The organism is Sinorhizobium sp. P24N7, from assembly GCF_042436655.1.
Lineage (GTDB): Bacteria > Pseudomonadota > Alphaproteobacteria > Rhizobiales > Rhizobiaceae > Sinorhizobium > Sinorhizobium meliloti_A.
The window spans coordinates 1-21721 of sequence record NZ_JBHMIW010000027.1; the positions used below are offsets into that span (position 1 = coordinate 1).

Genomic DNA, 21721 nt, shown 5'->3' on the forward strand with positions numbered 1-21721 from the left:
GTATCCATGCCAATTCGGATAATCTGCTCCACGGACGGTCTCCCTCGATTGATGTCTTAACGACTCACTCTGGCACATTGCGATGCCGTTGGGAGCCGTCCACCCCAACAGTGCTCGTCACAGGGATCCAGCAGCGCCGCGTCTGCGGCGCGGGAAGCGTTCTTTCAGCCCAAGGACTTGGTCTGGCTGGATCCCTGTGACGAGCACAGGGATGAGGCGATCAAACAAGCTGCCGCGGGTGGCCCGAATCTCAACAGGCCTTAGATCACGATGTTCTTAGGTCGGGTCGAGCTAAGAACATCGTGATCGATTCCGAGAGGTTGAGACGCGGAGTGCGGGCGGAAAACCCCACATACTCTTTCCCGGTCTAAGCTTCCGATCCCTTCGGCCGCCTTTCGAACATGACCATCGGCCGGCCGTTATAGGTCGTGCGCCAGAATTCCTTGAAACCGTGTTTCAGGGCGACATTGATCGAAGCCTGGTTGCCCGGTTCGATGATGCAGGTCTTCCTCAGCACGGGAAACTGACGGTCGGCCCAGGCGAGGGCGGCGGTCACGGCTTCCGTCGCCAGTCCGCGGCCGTGGTTTTTCGGTGAAATCGCCCAGCCCGTCTCCATCGTTCCCTCCAGCGTGGGCGTGATCTGGCGATGCGCTTCGTGGAAGCCGGCCTCTCCGATAAAGACGCCGCTTTGCTTGTCCTGGATCGCGAAGAAGCCGAAGCCGAAGTAGTGCCACATGCCGACCTGGCGCAGGAATCGCGTCCAGGACTGTTCGCGGGTGTACGGCACGCCGCCGGTATAGCGGGTCACTTCCTCGTCGCCGAAGAGTGCGCAATAGGAAGGAAAGTCGTCGCGCCGGTAGGGGCGCAGGAATAGCCGCTCGGTCTCGATCGTGGGGACGCTGTGCATTGTCGCTCCGCTTGTTCTGACAGGGGAAGGAGTAGAGTTCTCAGATGCCCGGTTCACCGTCCCAATAGTCGGCCGCCGAGGGCGCGCGGCCGATGAAGTCGAACGACGCCTGGCTTTCGCCCGGACGCCGGGTCCGGGCAAGGAACTTGCCGGAGTCCGGATATTCGCAGATTTCGGTCGCTGCGATGGTGGAAATGGACAGGTATTTGAGCGGCACGGTGCCGGTATTGATGAGGTGATGCGCGGTCTCCTGACCGCCAGCGGGGGCTCCGAGTATGTCGCCTGGTCCGACCGCATGGCGTTCGCTGCCGAAACGGTAGGTACCTTGCCCCTCGAGGATGATGAACAGCTCTTCTTCGATGTGGTGGTTATGGAATGGACACCCGGATTTGCCGGGCGGAACCTCGCCGTAGCCTATGCCGATATCCTTGAGGCCGAGAAGCGACCCGAAAGAGACGTCGCTGGATTCGAAGAACGAGCCACGGCGCCAGTGGTCGAGCTTCAGATTCTTCGGATTGACGATGGGCTTTTGCGCGTCCGTCATCGCAGTCGTCCTCCTGGTCGCGTCGCATGCCCGGCTCGACCTCGCGGAATCGGTCTGGGCGCGCTTAAGGATTAGAGACAGTTGGCGCCGTTACAAGCGGGTTTGCTGTTCGGCTCCACCAATATCGAAGATTGCGGTACGGCAAATGCCCTTCGGTTAACGGAATTTACTTGCCATTCCGTGCCGGGCATGGTTTGACCGCCGCCTGCACCGGCCAAGTCCGGTCCGAATTTTTCAAGACAGGTGATCCATGGCGAAGATCAAGCCCGTCCACATCCTGATTGTGGAAGCGCGTTTCTATGACGATATGGCCGACGCGCTCCTCGATGGAGCGAAACATGCGCTGGATGCGGCCGGCGCCACTTATGATATTGTGACGGTTCCGGGGGCGCTGGAAATTCCCGCGGCGATCGCCATGGCGCTCGACGGCGCCGACGAAGGCGGGGCGGAATATGACGGCTTCGTTGCGCTCGGCATGGTGATCCGCGGCGAAACCTACCATTTCGACATCGTCGCCAACGAGTCCGCGCGCGCGCTGATGGATCTCGCCGTCAGCGAGAGCCTGGCGCTCGGCAACGGCATTCTGACGGTCGAAAACGACGATCAGGCCTGGGCACGGGCCCGCCGTACGGAAGGCGACAAGGGCGGATTCGCCGCGCGCGCCGCCCTGACCATGATTGAACTGAAGCAAAGATTGGGCGCAGAGAAGTGACGAACACCCCTTCGGATCAGCCGCTGAAACAGGTCAACCAGCGGGGCGCCGCGCGCCTTGCAGCCGTTCAGGCGCTTTATCAGATGGATGTCGGCGGGACCGGCGTCCTGGAGATCGTCGCCGAATACGAGGAACATCGCCTCGGCAAGGAACTGGACGGTGACACCTATCTCAGGGCAGACGCGTCCTGGTTTCGCTCGATCGTTGCGGGCGTCGTGCGCGACCAGCGCAAGCTCGATCCGTTGATCGGCTCGGCGCTTCAGGATGATTGGGCGCTTTCCCGGCTCGATTCCACCGTTCGCGCAATCCTGCGCGCCGGCACCTTCGAGATACTGGAGCGAAAGGACGTGCCGGTTCCGGTGATCGTGACCGAATATGTCGAGATCGCCAAGGCCTTCTTCCAGGACGAAGAGCCGAAGCTCGTCAACGCCGTCCTCGACCGGATCGCCAAACAAGTTCGCGGCGACCAGAGAAAGTAAGCGGATGGCCACCGAGCCGGCAGAAATCCGAACGGTCCTCCGCGAGGCTCGTCGCAACGTGAAGTTGCTTACCGTGGCGCAGGCACTCCTCGGCGTTGTCGGGCCGATCAGTTTTGCCGTCGGCGGGGTTGCCGGCCACCAGTTGCTCGGCGAAGACAAGTCGCTCGCGACGGCGCCGCTCACCGCCTACAATCTCGGCATGGCGCTCGGCGTCGTGCTCGTTGCGGTGTTGTCGCGACTCCTTGGCCGGCGCTTCGCCTTCATCGCCGGTGCGTCGATCGCTGCGCTCGGCGGCGTGCTCGCCACGGCGGCACTTTTCCGGGAGAGTTTCTGGTTCTTCGCCTGCGGCCTCGCCGTGCTCGGCGCTTCCAACGGCTTTACGCAGAAGCTCCGCTTTGCCGCAGCCGACGCTTCGCCCTCCTTCTACAAGGCCAAGGCGATTTCCTGGATTCTGGGAGGCGGCATCGTCTCGGCGATCCTCGGACCGCAGATCGTCATCTTCGCGGGCGATTACTTTGCGCCCGTGTGGTTCGCGGGCGCTTTCGTCGCTCTCGTACCGGTCTGCCTCGTCGCGCTCTTCTTCTTCGTGCCGCTACGGCTGCCGGACCACACATCGGCATCGACCCATCATGAGCAGCCTCCCGCGCGTCCGCTGCGCGAGATTGCGGGCAGCCAGCGTTTCATGACGGGAATGATCTGTGGGATTTCCAGCTATGTCCTGATGACCTTCATGATGACGGGCGCGCCCGTCGCCATGGTTGTCGGCTGCGGCTTTTCGAGCGATCTCGCGACGCTCGGAATCCAATGGCACGTGCTTGCGATGTTCGCTCCGAGTTTCGTCACGGGTTGGCTGATCAGCCGCTTCGGCGCCGAACGCATCGTCGCATGCGGTCTCCTCCTGCTGATGGCCTGCGCTGCCGTGGCTCACCTCGGCGTCGCACTCTGGAATTTCTGGGGCGCGTTGTCGCTGCTCGGCCTCGGCTGGAATTTCGGTTTCATCGGCTCCACGGCGATCGTCGCGCAGAGTTACCGGCCGCATGAGGCAGACAAGGTCCAGGGCTTTCACGACATCGTTCTCTTCTCAGCCGTCGCTTGTTCTTCCTTCGCTTCCGGCAAGGTGCTTTCCGCCTATGGTTGGGACATGCTGAGCGCGGTTGTCTGGCCAGTGGCCGGTTTTTGCCTTCTTCTCCTTCTCCCGCTCCTGCGGGCGGGCAAGCAAGCCACTGCCTGAAAGCCGGTTTATCCGAATGCTTCCCGGACCCTGAAAAAGGCCCGCATGCGGGCAATTTCAGGGGCTTGACGATCCACATCGGCAACAGCACTCTGGCCGCGCCGCGAAAACGCGTCGCTTGAGGAGGCGCCGTGTGATTCGCGGAGAGGGGCCTGCGGCAGGGATGAGCCCGCAGGTTGTAACGGAGGAAAGTGCGAAATGACCATATTGTTGGGCGTTATCGCATGCGGGTTGCTTTCGGTGGTCTACGCCATCTGGGCGACAAGGTCGGTGCTTGCCGCCGACCAGGGGAATGCCCGCATGCAAGAAATCGCAGGTTTTATCAGAGAGGGGGCGCAGGCCTACCTCACGCGTCAGTACACAACCATCGCCATCGTCGGTGTCGTCGTTTTCGTCGCCGCATGGGTCCTGTTGTCGGGTGCAGCCGCCATCGGCTTCCTTATCGGTGCGGTGCTCTCGGGTGCCGCAGGCTTCATCGGCATGCATGTTTCGGTCAGGGCCAACGTCCGTACGGCCCAGGCCGCCTCGGTCAGCCTCGCCTCCGGTCTCGACATCGCATTCAAATCCGGTGCAATCACCGGCATGCTGGTGGCCGGCCTCGCCCTCCTGGGCGTCTCGGTCTACTATCTCATACTCACCGCAGGCCTGGGGCATGAGCCGGCCGCGCGCGAGGTCATCGATGCGCTTGTCGCGCTCGGCTTCGGGGCGTCGCTGATTTCGATCTTCGCCCGTCTCGGCGGCGGCATCTTCACGAAAGGCGCCGATGTCGGCGGCGACCTCGTCGGCAAGGTAGAAGCGGGTATCCCCGAGGACGATCCGCGCAATCCGGCGACGATCGCCGACAACGTCGGCGACAATGTCGGAGACTGCGCCGGCATGGCCGCCGACCTGTTCGAGACCTATGCGGTTTCCGTCGTGGCGACGATGGTGCTTGCATCGATCTTCTTCGCCGGGACCCCGATGCTCGCAACCGTCATGACTTATCCGCTGGCGATCTGCGCGGCCTGCATCATCACCTCGATCATCGGCACCTTCTTCGTCAAGCTCGGCGCAAACGCCTCGATCATGGGAGCGCTTTATCGCGGGCTGATCGTTACGGGCGCTCTGTCGATCCTCGGCCTTGGCGCGGCGACATCGCTGACGATCGGATGGGGTTCGATCGGAACGGTCGCGGGCATGGACATCACCGGCTGGAATCTGTTTCTCTGCGGCATCATCGGCCTTATCGTCACCGCGCTGATCGTCGTGATCACCGAATATTATACGGGGACGAACAAGCGGCCTGTGAACTCGATCGCGCAGGCCTCGGTCACGGGCCACGGCACCAACGTGATCCAGGGTCTCGCCGTGTCCCTCGAATCGACGGCCTTGCCGGCAATCGTCATCGTCGGCGGCATCATCGCGACCTACCAGTTCGCCGGCCTCTTCGGGACGGCCATCGCCGTGACCGCCATGCTCGGTCTTGCCGGCATGATCGTAGCGCTCGACGCCTTCGGCCCCGTGACCGACAATGCAGGCGGGATTGCCGAGATGTCGCATCTGCCGCCCGAGGTGCGCAAGTCGACCGACGCGTTGGACGCCGTCGGCAACACCACCAAGGCCGTGACGAAAGGTTATGCGATCGGTTCGGCGGGGCTTGGTGCCCTGGTACTCTTCGCGGCCTATTCCAACGACCTCGCCTATTTCGCCGCCAATGGCGACAAGCATCCCTATTTCGCCGACGTCGGGACGATCTCCTTCGATCTGTCCAATCCTTACGTCGTCGCCGGGCTGATCTTCGGCGGTCTCATCCCCTATCTCTTCGGCGGCATCGCAATGACCGCCGTCGGCCGTGCCGGGAGCGCCGTCGTCGAGGAGGTTCGTCGTCAGTTCAAGGAAAAGCCAGGCATCATGGAAGGCAAGGATCGGCCGGACTATGGCCGGGCCGTCGACATGCTGACGAAGGCGGCGATCCGCGAAATGATCATCCCGTCGCTGCTGCCGGTGCTGGCGCCGATCGTCGTTTATTTCGGCGTGCTGCTGATCTCCGGCTCGAAGGCGTCTGCCTTCGCGGCGCTCGGTGCCTCGCTCCTCGGCGTGATTGTCAACGGCCTTTTCGTGGCCATCTCGATGACGTCCGGCGGCGGTGCCTGGGACAATGCCAAGAAGAGCTTCGAAGACGGCTTCGTCGACCGCAACGGCACCCGCCACATGAAGGGATCCGAAGCGCACAAGGCCTCGGTGACGGGTGACACCGTCGGCGATCCCTACAAGGATACCGCCGGTCCGGCGGTCAACCCCGCGATCAAGATCACCAATATCGTGGCCCTTCTCCTGCTCGCCGTGCTGGCCTGACGCAGGCGTCTTGAAAAACAGAAGGCCCGCGGGACCTGGTCTCGCGGGCCTTTTTTGATCCGTTGCGGCTCGGTTACTTGCCGAAGTCCTTGAACAGGTTGCGCGCGGCGGCCTGTCCGGCGCCGGGGCCGCTCAGGAGCTGGCCGAGGAAGCTGGATTCCTTGCCGCCGGTCGGCGTCGTTCGCGACAGCATGTCGAAGACCTTCCCGTCCTTCAACGTGTAGTGCGCGAGCTGGCTGACGGTGCCTTCCTTGTCGAAATAGACGGCCAGGATGGACTGATCGATGATCTTCGGCTTCATGAAGGCGACCGGCCGCTTACGGGTCTGGGAGATGTAGTAGAACACCTCATTGTCGAATGTCGCGGTGGTCGAAGGCGTGCCGAGCGAAAGCAGCACCTGCTCGCGGCTCGATCCGACCGGCACGAGTGCCAGCGTTTCCTGGTCGACGACATAGCCCTGATGCAGGACTTCACCCACATTCGCGGACATGCAGGCGGAAAGGGCGGTAGTACACAGGGAAGCCACGAGCACGGCACGGCCCAGGACTTTGAGGTTTGTCGTCAAATACCGCTTCGTCAAGGACTGCTCCCCTGGAGTAACGATTGGCAGATCGGCCATTGCAATTCGTGCCCGCTTCGGTAAACCAGCTTCGGCTATCATGCAACATGATCATGGGCGCTTGCCCCTGATTTCGAGAAAGCCAGCCGGCCTCTGTGATGATTTTTGGACTGTTCAAGAAAAAAAGCGGCAATATTGCGATTGTGAAGCGCCAATATGCGGCACTGACCGCGGCGGCGCGCCAACCGTTTCTCTATACCGACCTCGATGTGCCCGACACGGTCATGGGGCGCTTCGAGATGTTGTCGGCGATTCTGATCCTTTATTTCCGCCGCACGCGCAGCTCGGCGCGAGCCGGCCAGGAGATCGCGCAGGAGATTGTCGACGCCTTCTTCGAGGATGTCGACCATTCCATCCGCGAGCTCGGCGTCGGCGACATGAGCGTGCCGAAGAAGATGAAGAAACTTGCCGGCATGTTCTACGGCCGCCTCGAATCCTACGCGGCGGCCCTTGAAGGACGCGACGCCGGCGCACTGGCGGCCGCATTGCGGCGCAATTTTCACGCCGACGTAGAGGACGCGCCGTCCATGCGGGGCCTCGCCTCCTACCTCCTTGCGGTCGAGTCCGTACTCTCGGATACCACGGAAGAGGCCGTCGAGACGGGTCAGTTGCGCATCCCCCCGGCCGGAACGTAAAAGCGCCGCGATCGTTCGTCGATCAAATGGCAGCGCGCCGACCGCCGCCCTGCAGCGGTGCCGGCGCGAGGAAGGACCTGAACATGAAGCAAGAGAGCAAACCGGCATTCTCCTACCCGGTGAAGGTGGGGCATATTTCGGCAAATCCTGTGACCGTGCATATGTCGGCGAACGATGCCGAACTGCGGGCTCTTGCCGAGCTTTGGCGCGTGGAAGGCGTCTCTTCCCTTGCCGCCGACCTGCAGATTGCGCGCTGGAAAAAGGACGGTGTGAAGATCAAGGGCGAGGTTCGTGCGCATATCGTCCAGTCCTGCGTCGTGACGCTCGAGCCGGTCGAGTCTGATATCCGGGAACCGGTGGATGCGATCCTCGTACCCGAGGGATCACGTCTCGCGCGGCAGGCCGACGTCGACGGCGGCGAGATGATCGTCGATCCGGACGGACCCGACCTGCCAGATACCTTCACAGGCGATACGATCGATGCCGGCGTGGTCGTCAGCGAGCACGTCGCGCTCGCCATCGATCCCTATCCGCGCAAGCCGGGCGCCGCTTTCGGCGAACGCATCGAAAGCTCCGCCGCGGACGACGAACGGCCGAACCCGTTCGCGGTGCTGAAGGACTGGAAAAAGGATTGAAACGGCTGAGCCCCGGCTTACAATTCGGTTGTCACGCCGACGAAAAGCAGTATTTTGGCCCGACTCCAGCCAAGGGGGCCGCTACGCCGAGACATTGCATGCCGGCCCCACTTCAGAAGGAACATGGATCGCCGCCGCTTGATGCTTGAGGGGCGAAACATGTTGCGTGGCGGGAAAAAAGGATAAGACACGCGTGGTCAGAATTTCACTTGACGTGATGGGAGGCGACTATGGTCCTGAAGTCGTCATCCCGGGCGCAGCGAGAGCGCTCGAACGTCACCCGGACATAAAGTTCGTTCTTTTTGGCCAGGAAGCGCGGTGCGTGGAACTGCTCGCCAAGCACCCGAAGCTCAAGGCGAGCAGCACGTTCCATGATTGCGAGATTGCCGTCGGCATGGACGAAAAGCCGAGCCAGGCGCTTCGGCGCGGACGCGGCAAATCGAGCATGTGGAAGGCTATCGACGCGATCAACGCCGGCGAAGCGGATGTGGTCGTCTCGGCCGGGAACACCGGCGCCCTGATGGCGATGTCGGTTTTCTGTCTGAGGACGATGCAGGGCATTCAGCGGCCGGCGATCGCCGCCATCTGGCCGACGCTGAAGGGCGAAAGCATCGTTCTCGACGTCGGCGCTACGATCGGCGCGGACGCGCAGCAACTCATGGATTTCGCCCTGATGGGCGGCGCAATGGCCCGGGCGCTCTTCGAAGTTGAGCGTCCTTCCGTCGGCCTTCTAAATGTCGGCGTGGAGGAGATCAAGGGCCAGGAAGAGGTAAAGGAGGCCGGGCGCCTGATCCGTGAGGCCGACGTCGAGGGGATCGAATATTACGGCTTCGTCGAAGGCGACGATATCGGCCGCGGCACCGTCGATGTCGTGGTGACCGAGGGCTTTTCCGGTAATATCGCGCTGAAGGCAGCAGAGGGGACGGCGCGTCAGATCGCCGAATATCTGCGCGCCGCGATGTCGCGCACGCTTCTTGCAAGGGTCGGCTATGTCTTCGCCAAGGGAGCCTTCGACCGGCTCCGCGAGAAGATGGATCCGCGAAAGGTCAATGGCGGGGTTTTCCTCGGTCTCAACGGCATCGTTATCAAGAGCCATGGTGGCGCGGATGCCGAGGGCTTCGCCGCGGCCATCGACGTCGGATACGATATGGTGAAGAACGGCCTGAAGGCGAAGATCGAGACCGATCTGGCACGGTATCATGGCGCCCAGCCGTCCGAAGCCCTTCCGCGGGCATGAATGATGAGGTTTGAGTAGATGATCCGTTCTGTCGTGCGCGGCTTCGGGGCAGCACTGCCGAAGCGAGTGATGACCAATAAGGAAATCGAATCCAAGGTCGACACGTCCGACGAATGGATCGTGCAGCGGACCGGCATCCGCCAGCGCTATATCGCAGGCGAGGAGGAGACGAGCGCCTCTCTCGGCGAGGCGGCGGCGCGTGCGGCGCTCGCGAGAGCCGAGCTGACGCCCGACGACATCGACCTGATCATCGTCGCGACCTCCACTCCGGACAACACCTTCCCTGCAACCGCGGTGAACATCCAGAACCGCCTCGGCATGCGGCACGGTGCGGCGTTCGATATGCAGGCGGTCTGTTCCGGCTTCGTCTACGCGGTCGCGACGGCTGACGCCTATATTCGCGGCGGTCTCTCCAAACGCGCGCTGGTCATTGGCGCTGAGACCTTCTCGCGACTTCTGGACTGGACCGACCGGACGACCTGTGTGCTCTTCGGCGACGGCGCCGGTGCGATCGTCCTGGAGGCGCAGGAGGGGGCCGGCACGAAGGCTGATCGAGGCGTTCTGACGGCGCAATTGCGCTCTGACGGCGCCCACCGCGACAAGCTCTATGTCGACGGCGGGCCGTCCACGACGGGCACCGTCGGCCATCTCCGGATGGAAGGGCGCGAGGTCTTCAAGCATGCGGTCGGCATGATCACCGACGTGATCGAGGCGGCTTTCGAGGCAACCGGGACCACCGCCGACGACATCGATTGGCTGGTTCCGCACCAGGCCAACCGCCGCATTATCGACGGCTCGGCCAAGAAGCTCGGCATCCCTCTCGAAAAGGTTGTGGTTACCGTCGATCTGCATGGCAACACCTCCGCGGCGTCGATTCCGCTTGCCCTTGATGCCGCCGCCTCCGACGGCCGGATCAAGAAGGGTGATCTCGTAATGCTCGAAGCGATGGGCGGGGGCTTCACCTGGGGCTCCGTTCTTCTACGCTGGTAAGAAAATAATGAATTACGGCAGGTGCTTGACCGGAAAAGACAAGGGCAATAGTCTTCAATCGCTGATCGGCATGCCAGACATCGGTGGGGGAAGATGAGCGGAAAAACAGTAACGCGGGCAGACTTGGCTGAATCGGTTTTTCGCAAGGTGGGTCTGTCTCGCACGGAGTCCGCCGAACTCGTGGAAACTGTCATCGACGAGATCTGCAACGCAATCGTGCGTGGCGAGAGCGTGAAGCTGTCTTCTTTCGCAACGTTCCAGGTGCGCGACAAGAACGAGCGCATTGGCCGGAACCCGAAAACCGGCGAGGAAGTGCCGATTTCTCCGCGCCGGGTGATGACCTTCAAGGCTTCGAATGTCCTGAAGCAGCGGGTCCTGAAGGCGCATCTGAGCCGCAAGTCCAAGTTGAAACCGTCCAACCCGGCCGGCTGAAGCGCCGTCGACCACCACAAATGTGGTTGAAAACCCATCCATAAGCCATTGAAATAGGCATGATTCGTGTAATCATCGCCTGACGATCCGTGCGTCGCGTAGCCGTTCTTGCGCGGCGAGCAAGCGCCGCCCGAAGCATTGCCGGGAAAGTGCTTAGCGCTTTTCCGTACGGAAGTGCGGAGCTTCAAGGACTTAGAGGGTTTCAGTCTTTCCATGAAAAACTGAAAGCGCTGGTCCTAGCGGCGATTTGGATGGCGGATACGCAGACAGAGGACGTAAACACGTCGCAGGAATCGGTTCAGATCCCGACGCGCCTTATGGAGATGGGGACCACATGGAGAAAAGCCCGGATGCTTTCCGCACCATCAGCGAGGTTGCGGACGAACTCGATCTCCCCCAACACGTGCTTCGTTTCTGGGAAACCCGGTTCCAGCAGATCAAGCCGATGAAGCGCGGTGGCGGGCGCCGCTATTATCGCCCCGAGGATGTCGACCTGCTCAAGGGCATCCGCCACCTCCTCTACGATCACGGCTATACGATCAAGGGTGTGCAGAAGCTTTTGAAAGCCAACGGCAACAAATTCGTCGCCGCCATCGCGAGCGGGGATCTTGCGACCGTCGAGGCGCTTGCCGCTTCCAGCAACGAAGAGCCGGCGCCGCCCAAGGCGGGCGTGGCGGAGGAGGACCAGATCGTCGGCCGTCCGAAGGCACCGGCGAGCCGGCGTTTCTTCTCTTTCGGCACCGGAGGCGACGATGCAGAGATAACCGTCGGCAAGACGTCAGTCGGCAAGGAAGACAGGGCGCTGCTGCAGGAAGCGCTCTACGACCTCCTCGAATGCAAGCGTCTGCTCGATCAGGTTCGGTAGTAGGGAAGACACGGGAAGGGGGCCTCGAAAGCAGTGCCGAGGCCCAACTCGGTCGTGATCAACTTATTCGGCCGCTTCTTCCGTCGACTGCTGTGCATTCTTCTGTTTCAGGAGGAGATCGTCAGAGGTCGACTGCTCGGCCTTTGCCACGCTCGCGGTCGTGATCTCCTTGTCGACTTTGTCGATCGATGCCGTGGTATTGGAATGGCCCAGGCAATCGGCTGACGCTGCCGTCGCCGATAAAGCGAAGGCGGCTGCAAGTACGAGGATGCTCTTCATCGGGCTTCTCCTGTGGTTTGCAGGCGCAGTTTATCCAGCACGGGACATCGATCCAAATCACAAAACTGTTGTCTTGCCGCTTCCGCTACAGTCGGCGGCCTCCTGTGATGGGCGAGCTCCATTTTCCCCCTTGCGCCGGGCGTGTGTTCCGACTAATGAGAGCGGGCTTGTAACCAAGCGGGTCGGAGCGTAGCGCAGCCCGGTAGCGCACTTGACTGGGGGTCAAGGGGTCGTGGGTTCGAATCCCGCCGCTCCGACCATTTCCGCTTTAGTTTCAACGCGATACGATGGGCGCCCTTGCGCAATCCTGGATCTTGGCTTTCGCCCTGATTCGTTTCCACTGCATCTTGAGCCCGCTATAGGTGATCGGATACCGGTTGCCCTTCTTCCTCCCCATCTCCTTCGAGACGGCGCTCGGTTGCGGCGTTGATCGAGCTGTGCCAGCGTGTGCTCAAAGTTGCCCGGAAGTGGCAGCATCCTCGGGGCGAGGGAGGAGATGAGGACGCTGCCGCTCCGTCCGGAGACGGGCTTTAACGGTCAGCCGCAAAGATGGTTCCGACTGGCGCTTTGTGTTTTTGCTTCGGGGAGAGTAAGTCCGCTTGCTCTCACTCTGTCATCGATGTGACAACCACCTTCTGCCGAGATACTCCAAGGCCTTCAGGCGACTGTGATCGGCTCCGCGGGTCACTCCAACTGACTTCCGCCGCTGCGCCATCGTTTTCTTTGGAGTGTCAGAATCCTTGTTCTCGTCGCGTGAGGCACTTTGCTCCGGCAACGCGTAGTCGTCTCTGTCTTGCATCAATCAATTCCTAATGCGCTGGGGAGTGGGAGCCTCAGAGCTGCGGAGAAGGGACAATCTTTACAGCTCTGAGGTCATCACTCACCCAAGCGGCTGGGGGCCGCTCGACGGTGACAACTCCAATTCGGTCTGAAAGGTTTCGCTCGGCCGCCTGGCTAAGACCTTTGCCATCGATACACCCGACCAAGGTCCGATATGCCGTCGGCGGGAAGCGCTGGCACGGCTATCGGAACATCGCCCTCGGGCCATGGGGCGAGTGCCATTCCCGGCCTTGAAAAGCGTGAGCCCCGGCACCGGCAAAACAGGCGCTTTCCCTTGATTCCTGTTCCGCTGAGAGTACAATATCTCCAAGCGACGTTCGAAGCGGTTCCCTTGAATGGAACAGGGCAAATGCGCCCCAGCTAGAAGATGACACGTCGCGACCGGAGCTGCAGCAAGTCCCCCGCTGCAGCTCTATTTGTGTCAGGCCATCTTTCGGTTTGGAGGAGCGGGTTGCCGCCGTCGCCTCGATCATCGTCCGGCCACCAACCCTGCCGATCGTCACCGAGTCCCTCTTGCGCCTGCCCGGTGCGTCGTAGGACGCCTAGATGCTCCTGTTCGCCACTGAAAGCTCGCATCGCCATTTTTTGACACTAAGAGCTGGGTGCTGTCCCGACCAGTTGCTGACATACATTGCGGAGCGGAACGTGCACTGCATCAACGTTTCCTGGATCTCCAGGTGCAGGCGCTCCTCACGGCATTTTTCGGGCGCCGAAATAAGGCACACCGTTAGTACCAGTGTTACCGGTCCCATGATTGCCCCCATCCAATATAAATAGAATTATAAATGCCTAATAAAGTGTAATGGAATGTACTGAACGTCTGTGGCCAAATCTGGGCTGATTCGATCCTATGGCTGCTGTCGGCGCCGCTGCGCTGCCATTCGCCGATAAACCTCTTCCGTCTCGTCGAGCATGCGTTTCAGTGTAAAACGGTCCCGGCGTGCCGAAGCCGCGCTGGCAAGGCGTCGAAACATATCCGGGTCGGCCGCCGCTATCATCGCTTTTGCAAGCGGTGAGGCGTCCTCGCTGTTCGGAACGACGTAGCCGTTCTCTCCGTGATCGACGGCCGTTCTGGCTCCGCCGACGTCGGAAATGATGATCGGCCGGCCGGCGGCGGCGGCTTCGAGCATCACATAGGACATTGCCTCGTAGCGGCTCGGCATGACGAGGAGATCGAATGCGGGCACCGCCTGAGGGCCCGTAAAGGCCGAGGTCAGATGGATGCGGTTCTGCAAACCGCTTGCGGCGATCGCGGCGCGGACCTCTTCCTCCAATTCTCCCGATCCGACCAGCACAAGGTGACCGTTCCTGATCGCCGTCGCGGCCTTGCCGAAGGCGTTGATGAGACGCTCGGGGGCCTTTTGCGCCGAGAGCCGGCCGATGAAGCCGAAAACGAAGGCGTCAGGTGGAATGCCGAAGCTGGCGCGCACCGTCTGCGCCTTGCCGGTCGAGGGGGTCTCGACGCCGTTGACGATGACGGACATGCCCTGTCTCGAAATGCCGATCGACAGCGCATGGGCGAGTTCGTCACCGGAGACAGTGACGAGGTGATCGGTGTAGAAACGGGCGAGAAGCGCCTCGATGGCTCCGTATATCACCCGGCCGCTGCGGCCGAGCGTCGGATCCATCGTCCTGAAGGCATGCGGCGTGTAGACGCGCGGCACGTGCCTTCCCGGCAGGCGCAGGCGCGTCAGGGCCCCGGCCTTGGAACTGTGCCCGTGAACGACGTCGAAGGGCCCGGCAGTGCGGATGATGCGATTTATGGCGCGAAAGCAGGACCAGTCGGAGGGGGCGGGCGCCCGGCACATGCCGACGGCGTGAATGGCGGGAAGGCCGAGTGCTTGGAGTTCGCGCACGAAACCGTCTTCGGCCCGAACAGGAGAATAGATCGCTTCGACATGATGACCGCGCGCATGCATGCCGCGGCAGAGATCGAGAAAGTGGCGTCCGGACCCGCCGCCGCTGGGTTCCAGTACCTCGAGCAGGCGCAGAGGGGCGTCGAGCGGCTCGCTACCCGTAGTCATGCGGTCGTTCCGGAACGGATCTGCCTTCTATGGCGATATTCCAGCGCGGCGCACCCCCAGAGAATGCCGAGAAGCAGGTAGAAATGGCGCCAGTGGTCGGTGTCGATCACGTTGCCGATGCCGACATGGCCGATAAGCGTGATCCAGGCGATCATCAGATATGGTTGCCACGGCCTCTCGAGCAGCAGAAACCGGAAGCCGAGCGACAGCGTCCAGAGGATGAGCGTGACATAGGCGACGAAGCCGAGCCATCCATAGGATGTCAGGCTCTTCAGAAGCACGTTGTGCTCGTCTTCAGGGAACATGGTGCTGAACACCATGGGGCCGATGCCGAGCGGCTTTTCCATGGCCATCAAAAAGCCGATCCGGTGCCGGTCGAAACGCCCGAGATGTCCGCCGTCATAATCCTGAACGAGCTGCGTGCGGCTCGAGAAGAGAGAGGCAACCTGGTCAGATTGCAGGGCGACCACGAGTGCTGCCACCACGAACAGGGCGCCGGAGAGGGTCAGCACGAGAATCCGGAGGCGGAAGAGACCGCTGCGCTGCTTAAGCAGCATGACGAAGACGAAAGCGACGACGCAGAAGAGGTCGAGAGCCCAGGCCGCCCGCGAGAAGGAGAGGAACACGCCGAGCGTGAGCACCAGCAGCCCGGCGATCTTCAAGGGCGCCCGGCTGATCTGCTGCGTCAGCAGGCCGTGAAGGAGGTAGAGGGTGGGGGCTACGAGAAACGGTCCGAAGACATTCGGGTCCTGAAACGCTCCCTTTGCCCGATCGTACAGCGTGAAGTTCGCCGCACCCGGTATCGCGCCGAAATAGCCGAGGATGCCGAGGAGGGCGGTGATGACTGCGGCTGCCACCCAGGCGTTGAGGATGAGCGGCAGGCGCTGGTAGCTCTCTTCGATGATGGCCGCAAAAAACACCGCCGTGAGGCAGAGGAAGCCGGTAACGGCCATATACATCGGACCGGTCCCAAGGTCGGCCATCACCGTCAGCGACAGGATGCCGCCGATCATGAACAGGGCGAGAAGGACCGTGAGCGGAGCCGTGGCACGGGAGATCCTGAGGCCGAAAAGCGCCCAGAGGCCGATGAGCCCCGCCATGAAGATCTCGTAGGGCGCGGGCTCGGCGATGACGAACCCGGACAGGAAGACGCCGATCGTCACCAGGCAGGAGCCGACGAGCGAAATCGCGGCAAGCTGCGGGCGAAGGATAGCCGGCCGCGATGCGGTGACGGCGGTCAATAGGCGTTTTCCGTATTCAGCAGCCGAAACGGCGTGAGGATGAGAATCTTCAGGTCGAGCAGCAGCGACCAGTTCTCGATATAGTAGAGGTCGAATGCCGTTCGGAACCGGATCTTTTCGTCGTTGTCGATCTCACCGCGCCAGCCGTTGATCTGTGCCCAGCCGGTCACTCCCGGCTTGACGCGGTGGCGGGCAAAATAGCCTTCGACGACATCGGAATAGGTTCGGTCCTTCGTCTGCGCGAGCACGGCGTGGGGACGTGGCCCGACGAGCGAGAGCTCGCCTTTCAGCACATTGAAGAACTGGGGCAATTCGTCGATCGAAGATTTGCGCAGGAAGCGTCCGACGGGGGTTACGCGAGGATCGTTCTTGGTTACGGCGTTGCGCGCGGTCGGGTCGCTCATATGCGTGTACATCGAGCGGAACTTGTAGACCTCTATGGTCTCGTTGTTGAAGCCGTGGCGGTGCTGCTTGAAGATGATCGGACCGGGCGAGGTGACCTTCACCGCGACGGCGGCAGCGAGCATGACGGGCCAGAGCAAAGCGAGCGCCACGAGGCTGAAAAAGATATCGAAGCAGCGCTTGGCGACGGAATCCCAGTCGGCGATCGGCTTGTCGAAGATGTCGAGCATCGGGACCTGCCCGACATGCGAATAGCTGCGTGGGCGGAAACGGAGATTGTTGGCGTGCGCCGCGAGCCGGATGTCGACCGGAAGCACCCACAGCTTTCTGAGGAGTGCGAGGATGCGCTTTTCCGCAGTCAGCGGCAGCGAGATGATCAGCATGTCGATGCGGGCGAGACGGGCGAATTCGACCAGTTCGTCCACCGTCCCGAGTTTCGGATAGCCGGCAATCACATTCGGGGACCGGCGCTCGTCTCGATCGTCGAAGATCCCGCAGATGCGGATATCGTTGTCCGGTTGATGCTCGATCTCCCGGATCAGGTCCTTCGCGGGCTGCCCGCCACCGACGATGACGGCTCGCCGTTCCATGGTGCCGTTTCTCGACCAGTGACGGATCGAATAGGCGATGAATGCGCGCTCCGCGACGAGGAAAAACCCGCCGGCGAGGAACCATGCGCCGATCCAGAACCGCGAATAGAGGTGGCCCGATTTGAGAAAGAAAAGGCCAAGCGCAATCACGCCGAACGCAGCCGTCCAGGCACCGAGGACGCGCGGCGTCATCCTCAGCCAGGCGCGCAGTGCCGGCACCTGGTAGGCGTCGGCGACCTGCATGGCGGCAACGGCGAGCGCCGGCCCCCCGGCGAGGATGAGGAGATAGACCGGCAGTTGCTCCAGCGCCGGCGCGACATATTGTGCATTGATGCCGTAGCCGATGGCAAAAAGTGCGCAGAAGTCGAGAAGCCGGATAAGTCCGGTGATCATCGCCGGTGTGTAGGTGTCCGCACGGAACTGGAGGGCGATCTGCTTCGCCAGCGGGTTGAGCCCCGCATTTCCCCCTGTCCCGTTCTTTTGTTCGGTGGTGGTCTTGCGGATCTCCGAGACCTTCTTGCGAAGCGCTTCGGGGTTGAAGCTCTCTGGCCTGTCAAACTGGTTCATGGTCGCTTTCCGGCGCTGAAGTCCTTCGCCCGGATAGCAGAAAGCCACTAAGAAACGCTTACGTTGTACGCAGCCGCCCCTGCGGCACAAGCGATTCCTCGGTGAGGTCTCGATAAAGCTGCATCACGTGTCTGGTCATCACCGATGCGGCGAAGCGGGATTTGAACCGGTCCGCGTCGGGCATCGTCCGGGCAGCCCAGCCGGCGTCCAGGATGGCGTCTGCCATGAGGCGGGCAAGCGCCCCCGCATCGCCGGGTTGGACGAGCGCCTCGCTATCGGACCCGAGAACCTCCGGGATGCCGCCGACGCGGGTCGCGATTACGGGCTTTCCGGCGGCGAGCGCTTCCAGAAGGATATAGGGCATGGATTCTGCGCGGGAGGGAATGACGACCTTGCGGGCCAGAGCGAAAGCCTCGCGCGCCCTCATTGCCGGCAGCAGCCGGACGCGATCGGCGAGACCCATGCGCAGGGTCATTTCTTCGTATTGCCGCTGCTGCGGGCCATCTCCGACCATCAAGGCGGAAAGCCTGCGGCCGGCGATCTCTTCGGCTGCGGCAAATCCTTCGATAAAAAGATCGGGACCCTTCAGGTCCCGCATCATGCCGATATAGAGGAAATCGACAGCGCCCGGGCCCGTCTCGACCGGTTCGAATTCCGCATCGTCGATGCCGTTATAGATCAGCTCGTTGCGCGCCAGTGGAGGGCCGACCCTGGCGCCGTAGGTGCGGCGTTCGTATTCACAGACGAAGACGAGGGCGTCGGTCAGGCGTTCCTGCAGGCGCTCGACGCGCAGAATGAGCGAACCAGCCAGGGACCGGCGCTCGAAGTGAAGGCTGCCCCCATGGGGCGAATAGAGGCGGGCTACGCGATACTTGTTGACCCGCAGGGCTGAACCGACGATGCGCGCCATCACGCCGCCCTTGGCGCCGTGGCCGTGCAATACATCCGGTTGCAAACTTCTGATTTCCTTGTAGCCGCGCCAAAGCGCCGCGGCGTCCGATGCCCCGATCGAACGATGGATTGGAACACGGATGATGCCGAGCGCCAGATGCGGGCGAACCTCTTCGAAGAGCGCGTCCTCGTGGGCCCCGCCGGTGGTGCTGTCGCAAAGGATTCCGACCTGATGTCCGGCGTCCGCATGCGCTTCGGCAAGGTCGCGCACGTGCCGGAATATGCCGCCGACCGGGGATCTGAAGCAATGCAGAATGCGCAAGGGGCGTTCGCTCATGGCGATCAGAACAGTCGTTCGCGTATATAGACGGTGTCGCCGGCGAGAACCGGGTCGGTTACCGGAACGCGTCCGGTGATGATGCGGCCGTTGATCTTGCGGGTGATGTCGGCGGTCGCCTGGTTGGCGCGTGGCGTGAAGCCGCCTGCGACGGCGATCGCATTCTGTACCGTCATCCCCGGAACGTAGGCGTATTGGCCGGCCTGTCCCACTTCGCCCATGATGAACACGGAGCGGTAGCGGTCGACCTCGATCGTGACGTCCGGATCCTTGAGGAAGCCCTGGCGGAGCTTCGCCGCGATCATCCCCTCCAGTTCCGGAAGCGTATGCCCGCGCGACGGAACGGCCCCGATCAGCGGGAAGGCGACATAGCCGGCCTGATCGACCGTGTAGCTGCCGCTGAGGCTTGCCTGTTCGAAGACGTTGATGCGCAGGCGATCGCCGCTGTCCAGCCGATAGGGCTGAACCGTGGCCTGGCTGAAGCCCTTGGGGGCGGGCTGGTAGTTCGTGCAACCGCCGACGAGCGCCGACAGGATCGCGACGGCGAAGACGCTTGTTCTCTTGTTGGCTGCGGTCGACATGCGGTCAGGGGCTCCGGAAACGATCACCGTTGGCCGATGTTATCGATCCGTTAGGGTTAATGGCCGGTAAATCCACCACGAGAATTTCCCGCATCGAATGCCCTTCTCGTCATGGCGCATGCCACCCTCTGGTTGCAGCGGAAATTAACCCTTGGGTTACCATGTTCGTTTACCTTCCCGCCAAACGAGAAAGCTTTGGAGTGCAGGCATGTCGGGCATCGGCGGACAGCAGGATGTGGATATCGATCTCGGCGGGCTTTTTCGCGCCATCTGGCAACGCCGCGTGCGGGTGCTGCTCGCCACGGTCGGGGCCGCTGCCGTCGCCTTCGCGGCTGCCAAGATGGTCGATCCCGATTACGAGGGCGAAACGCGCGTTCTGATAGAGTCGCGTGAGCCCGAGTTCAGCGGCACCAATCAAGTTTCGCAGAATGGCTCCGACCGGATGTTTGACGAGTCGGGCATCCTCAGCCAGGTGCAGGTCCTGCGTTCGGCGGACCTTATCAAGCAGGTCGCGCGCAACATGAAGCTTCACGAACTCGACGAGTTCGATCCCTCGGCACGGCCTTCTGCCGCGTCCGATCTCCTGGTGATGCTGGGTCTGAAGAAGAATCCTCTCGATTTGCCGCCGGAAGAACGGGTGCTGAAGGAGTTCGAAGAGAAGCTGCAGGTCTATCAGGTCGAAAAATCGCGTGTGATCGCCATCGCCTTCACCTCGAAGGACCCGAAGCTCGCAGCCGCCATTCCGAACGAAATGGCCAATGTCTATCTTTCGTTGCAGAGCGGAGCCAAGCTCGACTCGAACTCCGAGGCGAGCCGCTGGCTTGAGCCGGAGATCGCCAACCTGCGCGAGAAGGTGCGCGAGGCGGAGGCGAAGGTCGCAGGTTACCGCGCCGAGTCGGGCCTGCTTCCGACCGGCGAGACGCAGAATTTTGCCACGCGCCAGCTTACCGACATTTCGACGGAGCTTGCACGGGTGCGGTCGGAGCGGGCGAACACGGCTGCGCGCGCCGAGGGAATGCGGACGGCGCTCGCCGACGGCCGTCCGGCGGACACGCTTGCCGACATCGTCGGTTCGCCGATGATTCAGCGTCTCAAGGAGAACCGCGCCAACGTCCAGGCGCAGATCGCCGACCTGTCGACGACACTGCTCGACGGCCATCCGCGGTTGAAGGGGCTCAAATCCCAGCTCGAAGGGATCGAAGGGCAGATCCGGTCGGAGACGCGGAAGATTCTTGCGAGCCTCGAAAATGAGGCGAAGGTCGGGCAACTGCGCGAGCAGCAGCTCGTTCAGCAAATGAACACGCTCAAGGCGCAATCGGCGCAGGCGGGCGAGGAGGAGGTCGGGCTCCGCGCGCTCGAGCGCGAGGCGACGGCGCAGCGCCAACTGCTCGAAACCTATCTCGCCCGATACCGCGAGGCGACGTCGCGTACAGTTGCGAACGCAACTCCGGCCGATGCACGCGTGATTTCGCGCGCCGTGGTCCCGACCGCCCAGAGCTTTCCGAAGGTGCTGCCGATCACGATCGTCGCTGCCTTTGCAAGCCTCCTGGTCAGTTGCGTCGTCGTCATGCTTGGCGAACTTTTCAGCGGCCGGGCGCTAAGGCCGGTCTCGCTCCCCGAAGCACCGGCCGCGGGTCAGCCCGCAGAAATGCCTTCAGTCGCTGGCGTGATCGAAGAAATTCCCGCACCTGTCCTCGTCGCGGCGGAACCTGCGCCTGAGGAGAACGGCGGCGATGGAAATGCGGCATCGAAGCACGATTTTTCGATCGAGTCGGTGGCCGAACATCTTCGTGCCAATGGCGTGCGGATTGCGGTCTCGGTATCGCCGGGCGGCGACGAGGGATCGACGGCCACCGTGATGCTGGCGCGCGTTCTGGCCGAGGACGAGCAGAAGGTCGTGCTGATCGACCTTTCCGGTTCGGCCTGTCCGACGCGGCTCATGGCACAATCGCAGGACCTTGCCGGGGTTACGAATCTGCTCATGGGCGAAGTCGCCTTCTCCGAGTCGATTCACTCGGACAGGTTGTCCCAAGCACATATCATACCCCATGGCGACGCCGATCCTCATGCGGCGATGCGCGGCATCGACCGGCTGCAGATCATCATCGACGCGCTCGCCAACGCCTACGATCTCGTCCTGATCGAATGCGGGTCGGCCGATGCGGAGGCCGTCGCCAAGGTGGCACGGCACGAGGGCACCGAGATCATTCTGTCGGCACCGTCGATCAGCGACGACCAGATCGTCGAGATGCTGTTGAGTTTCGGGGAAGCCGGATATCGCGACGTCGTGCTGATGACCGGGAAGGGGCAGGACGGCCCCGATTTTCCCGACCGCCGCGCTGCATAACG

At 62.2% G+C, this 21721-nt stretch carries 22 protein-coding genes and 1 tRNA gene; 12 read left to right on the plus strand and 11 right to left on the minus strand.

From position 1 onward, the window contains the following. Positions 1–367: 367 nt before the first annotated feature. A complete protein-coding gene (locus ACFHWW_RS31935; protein ID WP_379943287.1) occupies positions 368–907 on the minus strand; it encodes a GNAT family N-acetyltransferase in 540 nt (179 codons plus the stop codon). Between the two features lie 40 nt (positions 908–947). Then, complete coding sequence (locus ACFHWW_RS31940) at positions 948–1451, minus strand: cupin domain-containing protein (protein WP_379943289.1); 504 nt, start codon at positions 1449–1451, stop codon at positions 948–950. 250 nt (positions 1452–1701) lie between these two features. Here ACFHWW_RS31940 and ribH point away from each other — a divergent pair, with 250 nt between their 5' ends. The 4 genes from ribH to ACFHWW_RS31960 all read left to right on the plus strand — a co-directional run bounded on the left by ribH (position 1702) and on the right by ACFHWW_RS31960 (position 6207). Next, positions 1702–2163, plus strand: a complete 462-nt coding sequence (gene ribH, locus ACFHWW_RS31945; protein ID WP_018094729.1) for a 6,7-dimethyl-8-ribityllumazine synthase — start codon at positions 1702–1704, stop codon at positions 2161–2163. Beyond that, positions 2160–2642: a transcription antitermination factor NusB gene (gene nusB / locus ACFHWW_RS31950; protein ID WP_003529296.1), complete on the plus strand. Its 483-nt coding sequence runs from the start codon at positions 2160–2162 to the stop codon at positions 2640–2642. Before ribH ends, nusB begins: the two co-directional genes overlap by 4 nt. Before the next feature lie 4 nt (positions 2643–2646). Beyond that, complete coding sequence (locus ACFHWW_RS31955) at positions 2647–3873, plus strand: MFS transporter (protein ID WP_379943292.1); 1227 nt, start codon at positions 2647–2649, stop codon at positions 3871–3873. A gap of 198 nt (positions 3874–4071) precedes the next feature. Beyond that, positions 4072–6207 carry a sodium-translocating pyrophosphatase gene (locus ACFHWW_RS31960; RefSeq protein WP_379943293.1) on the plus strand — a complete coding sequence of 712 codons (2136 nt, stop codon included), beginning with the start codon at positions 4072–4074 and terminating at the stop codon, positions 6205–6207. Positions 6208–6280: 73 nt separating this feature from the next. Here ACFHWW_RS31960 and ACFHWW_RS31965 read toward each other — a convergent pair whose 3' ends face one another. Then, complete coding sequence (locus ACFHWW_RS31965) at positions 6281–6787, minus strand: outer membrane protein assembly factor BamE (RefSeq protein ID WP_018094732.1); 507 nt, start codon at positions 6785–6787, stop codon at positions 6281–6283. 137 nt (positions 6788–6924) lie between these two features. Between ACFHWW_RS31965 and ACFHWW_RS31970 the strand changes: the two genes are divergently transcribed. From ACFHWW_RS31970 to ACFHWW_RS31995, 6 genes are all read left to right on the plus strand, one after another. Then, on the plus strand, positions 6925–7461 hold the full coding sequence (locus ACFHWW_RS31970) for a ubiquinol-cytochrome C chaperone family protein (RefSeq protein WP_018094733.1): 537 nt from the start codon (positions 6925–6927) through the stop codon (positions 7459–7461). A gap of 83 nt (positions 7462–7544) precedes the next feature. Then, positions 7545–8096 (plus strand): YceD family protein, encoded by a 552-nt coding sequence (locus ACFHWW_RS31975; RefSeq protein WP_379943296.1) that lies wholly within the window; start codon positions 7545–7547, stop codon positions 8094–8096. A 193-nt stretch (positions 8097–8289) separates the two neighbouring features. Continuing rightward, positions 8290–9333 (plus strand): phosphate acyltransferase PlsX, encoded by a 1044-nt coding sequence (gene plsX / locus ACFHWW_RS31980; protein ID WP_275596481.1) that lies wholly within the window; start codon positions 8290–8292, stop codon positions 9331–9333. 18 nt (positions 9334–9351) lie between these two features. Beyond that, positions 9352–10323, plus strand: a complete 972-nt coding sequence (locus ACFHWW_RS31985) for a beta-ketoacyl-ACP synthase III (protein ID WP_100672166.1) — start codon at positions 9352–9354, stop codon at positions 10321–10323. A 93-nt stretch (positions 10324–10416) separates the two neighbouring features. Then, positions 10417–10755 (plus strand): integration host factor subunit alpha, encoded by a 339-nt coding sequence (locus tag ACFHWW_RS31990; RefSeq protein ID WP_003529278.1) that lies wholly within the window; start codon positions 10417–10419, stop codon positions 10753–10755. A 334-nt stretch (positions 10756–11089) separates the two neighbouring features. Next, positions 11090–11620: a MerR family transcriptional regulator gene (locus ACFHWW_RS31995; protein WP_324763211.1), complete on the plus strand. Its 531-nt coding sequence runs from the start codon at positions 11090–11092 to the stop codon at positions 11618–11620. A 63-nt stretch (positions 11621–11683) separates the two neighbouring features. Here ACFHWW_RS31995 and ACFHWW_RS32000 read toward each other — a convergent pair whose 3' ends face one another. Then, positions 11684–11899, minus strand: a complete 216-nt coding sequence (locus ACFHWW_RS32000; RefSeq protein ID WP_100672168.1) for a hypothetical protein — start codon at positions 11897–11899, stop codon at positions 11684–11686. A 183-nt stretch (positions 11900–12082) separates the two neighbouring features. Between ACFHWW_RS32000 and ACFHWW_RS32005 the strand changes: the two genes are divergently transcribed. Then, positions 12083–12159, plus strand: a tRNA-Pro gene (locus tag ACFHWW_RS32005). Positions 12160–12512: 353 nt separating this feature from the next. On the opposite strand, the gene ACFHWW_RS32010 is transcribed toward ACFHWW_RS32005, so the two are convergent. The 7 genes from ACFHWW_RS32010 to ACFHWW_RS32040 form a co-directional block, all read right to left on the minus strand. Beyond that, positions 12513–12698, minus strand: a complete 186-nt coding sequence (locus tag ACFHWW_RS32010; RefSeq protein ID WP_100672169.1) for a hypothetical protein — start codon at positions 12696–12698, stop codon at positions 12513–12515. Between the two features lie 583 nt (positions 12699–13281). Then, on the minus strand, positions 13282–13491 hold the full coding sequence (locus tag ACFHWW_RS32015) for a hypothetical protein (protein ID WP_018094813.1): 210 nt from the start codon (positions 13489–13491) through the stop codon (positions 13282–13284). A gap of 96 nt (positions 13492–13587) precedes the next feature. After that, positions 13588–14763 carry a glycosyltransferase family 4 protein gene (locus ACFHWW_RS32020; protein ID WP_379943300.1) on the minus strand — a complete coding sequence of 392 codons (1176 nt, stop codon included), beginning with the start codon at positions 14761–14763 and terminating at the stop codon, positions 13588–13590. Further along, the gene (locus tag ACFHWW_RS32025) at positions 14760–16004 is read right to left on the minus strand and encodes an O-antigen ligase family protein (RefSeq protein WP_379943302.1); all 1245 of its coding nucleotides are present in this window, start codon (positions 16002–16004) and stop codon (positions 14760–14762) included. The genes ACFHWW_RS32020 and ACFHWW_RS32025 overlap by 4 nt, the downstream gene beginning before the upstream one ends. Continuing rightward, positions 16001–17563 (minus strand): undecaprenyl-phosphate glucose phosphotransferase, encoded by a 1563-nt coding sequence (locus ACFHWW_RS32030; protein ID WP_275596477.1) that lies wholly within the window; start codon positions 17561–17563, stop codon positions 16001–16003. The genes ACFHWW_RS32025 and ACFHWW_RS32030 overlap by 4 nt, the downstream gene beginning before the upstream one ends. A 58-nt stretch (positions 17564–17621) precedes the next feature. Then, positions 17622–18791, minus strand: coding sequence for a glycosyltransferase family 4 protein (locus ACFHWW_RS32035; protein WP_275596476.1), 1170 nt, complete (start codon positions 18789–18791; stop codon positions 17622–17624). A gap of 5 nt (positions 18792–18796) precedes the next feature. Next, positions 18797–19372: a polysaccharide biosynthesis/export family protein gene (locus ACFHWW_RS32040; RefSeq protein WP_018094818.1), complete on the minus strand. Its 576-nt coding sequence runs from the start codon at positions 19370–19372 to the stop codon at positions 18797–18799. Positions 19373–19580: 208 nt separating this feature from the next. Between ACFHWW_RS32040 and ACFHWW_RS32045 the strand changes: the two genes are divergently transcribed. Then, positions 19581–21719, plus strand: coding sequence for a GumC family protein (locus tag ACFHWW_RS32045; RefSeq protein ID WP_379943305.1), 2139 nt, complete (start codon positions 19581–19583; stop codon positions 21717–21719). Positions 21720–21721: the final 2 nt, after the last annotated feature.

Bases quoted from the DNA above. Each gene is read 5' to 3' on its own strand.
- ACFHWW_RS32015 (WP_018094813.1), bottom strand. From the start codon at position 13,491: ATGGGACCGGTAACACTGGTACTAACGGTGTGCCTTATTTCGGCGCCC.
- ACFHWW_RS31990 (WP_003529278.1), top strand. From the start codon at position 10,417: ATGAGCGGAAAAACAGTAACGCGGGCAGACTTGGCTGAATCGGTTTTT.
- ACFHWW_RS32020 (WP_379943300.1), bottom strand. From the start codon at position 14,763: ATGACTACGGGTAGCGAGCCGCTCGACGCCCCTCTGCGCCTGCTCGAG.
- ACFHWW_RS31975 (WP_379943296.1), top strand. From the start codon at position 7,545: ATGAAGCAAGAGAGCAAACCGGCATTCTCCTACCCGGTGAAGGTGGGG.
- ACFHWW_RS32010 (WP_100672169.1), bottom strand. From the start codon at position 12,698: ATGCAAGACAGAGACGACTACGCGTTGCCGGAGCAAAGTGCCTCACGC.
- ACFHWW_RS31935 (WP_379943287.1), bottom strand. From the start codon at position 907: ATGCACAGCGTCCCCACGATCGAGACCGAGCGGCTATTCCTGCGCCCC.
- ACFHWW_RS32030 (WP_275596477.1), bottom strand. From the start codon at position 17,563: ATGAACCAGTTTGACAGGCCAGAGAGCTTCAACCCCGAAGCGCTTCGC.
- ribH (WP_018094729.1), top strand. From the start codon at position 1,702: ATGGCGAAGATCAAGCCCGTCCACATCCTGATTGTGGAAGCGCGTTTC.
- ACFHWW_RS32045 (WP_379943305.1), top strand. From the start codon at position 19,581: ATGTCGGGCATCGGCGGACAGCAGGATGTGGATATCGATCTCGGCGGG.
- ACFHWW_RS32035 (WP_275596476.1), bottom strand. From the start codon at position 18,791: ATGAGCGAACGCCCCTTGCGCATTCTGCATTGCTTCAGATCCCCGGTC.
- ACFHWW_RS31995 (WP_324763211.1), top strand. From the start codon at position 11,090: ATGGAGAAAAGCCCGGATGCTTTCCGCACCATCAGCGAGGTTGCGGAC.
- ACFHWW_RS31940 (WP_379943289.1), bottom strand. From the start codon at position 1,451: ATGACGGACGCGCAAAAGCCCATCGTCAATCCGAAGAATCTGAAGCTC.
- ACFHWW_RS31955 (WP_379943292.1), top strand. From the start codon at position 2,647: ATGGCCACCGAGCCGGCAGAAATCCGAACGGTCCTCCGCGAGGCTCGT.
- ACFHWW_RS31960 (WP_379943293.1), top strand. From the start codon at position 4,072: ATGACCATATTGTTGGGCGTTATCGCATGCGGGTTGCTTTCGGTGGTC.
- ACFHWW_RS31970 (WP_018094733.1), top strand. From the start codon at position 6,925: ATGATTTTTGGACTGTTCAAGAAAAAAAGCGGCAATATTGCGATTGTG.
- ACFHWW_RS31985 (WP_100672166.1), top strand. From the start codon at position 9,352: ATGATCCGTTCTGTCGTGCGCGGCTTCGGGGCAGCACTGCCGAAGCGA.
- ACFHWW_RS32000 (WP_100672168.1), bottom strand. From the start codon at position 11,899: ATGAAGAGCATCCTCGTACTTGCAGCCGCCTTCGCTTTATCGGCGACG.
- ACFHWW_RS32040 (WP_018094818.1), bottom strand. From the start codon at position 19,372: ATGTCGACCGCAGCCAACAAGAGAACAAGCGTCTTCGCCGTCGCGATC.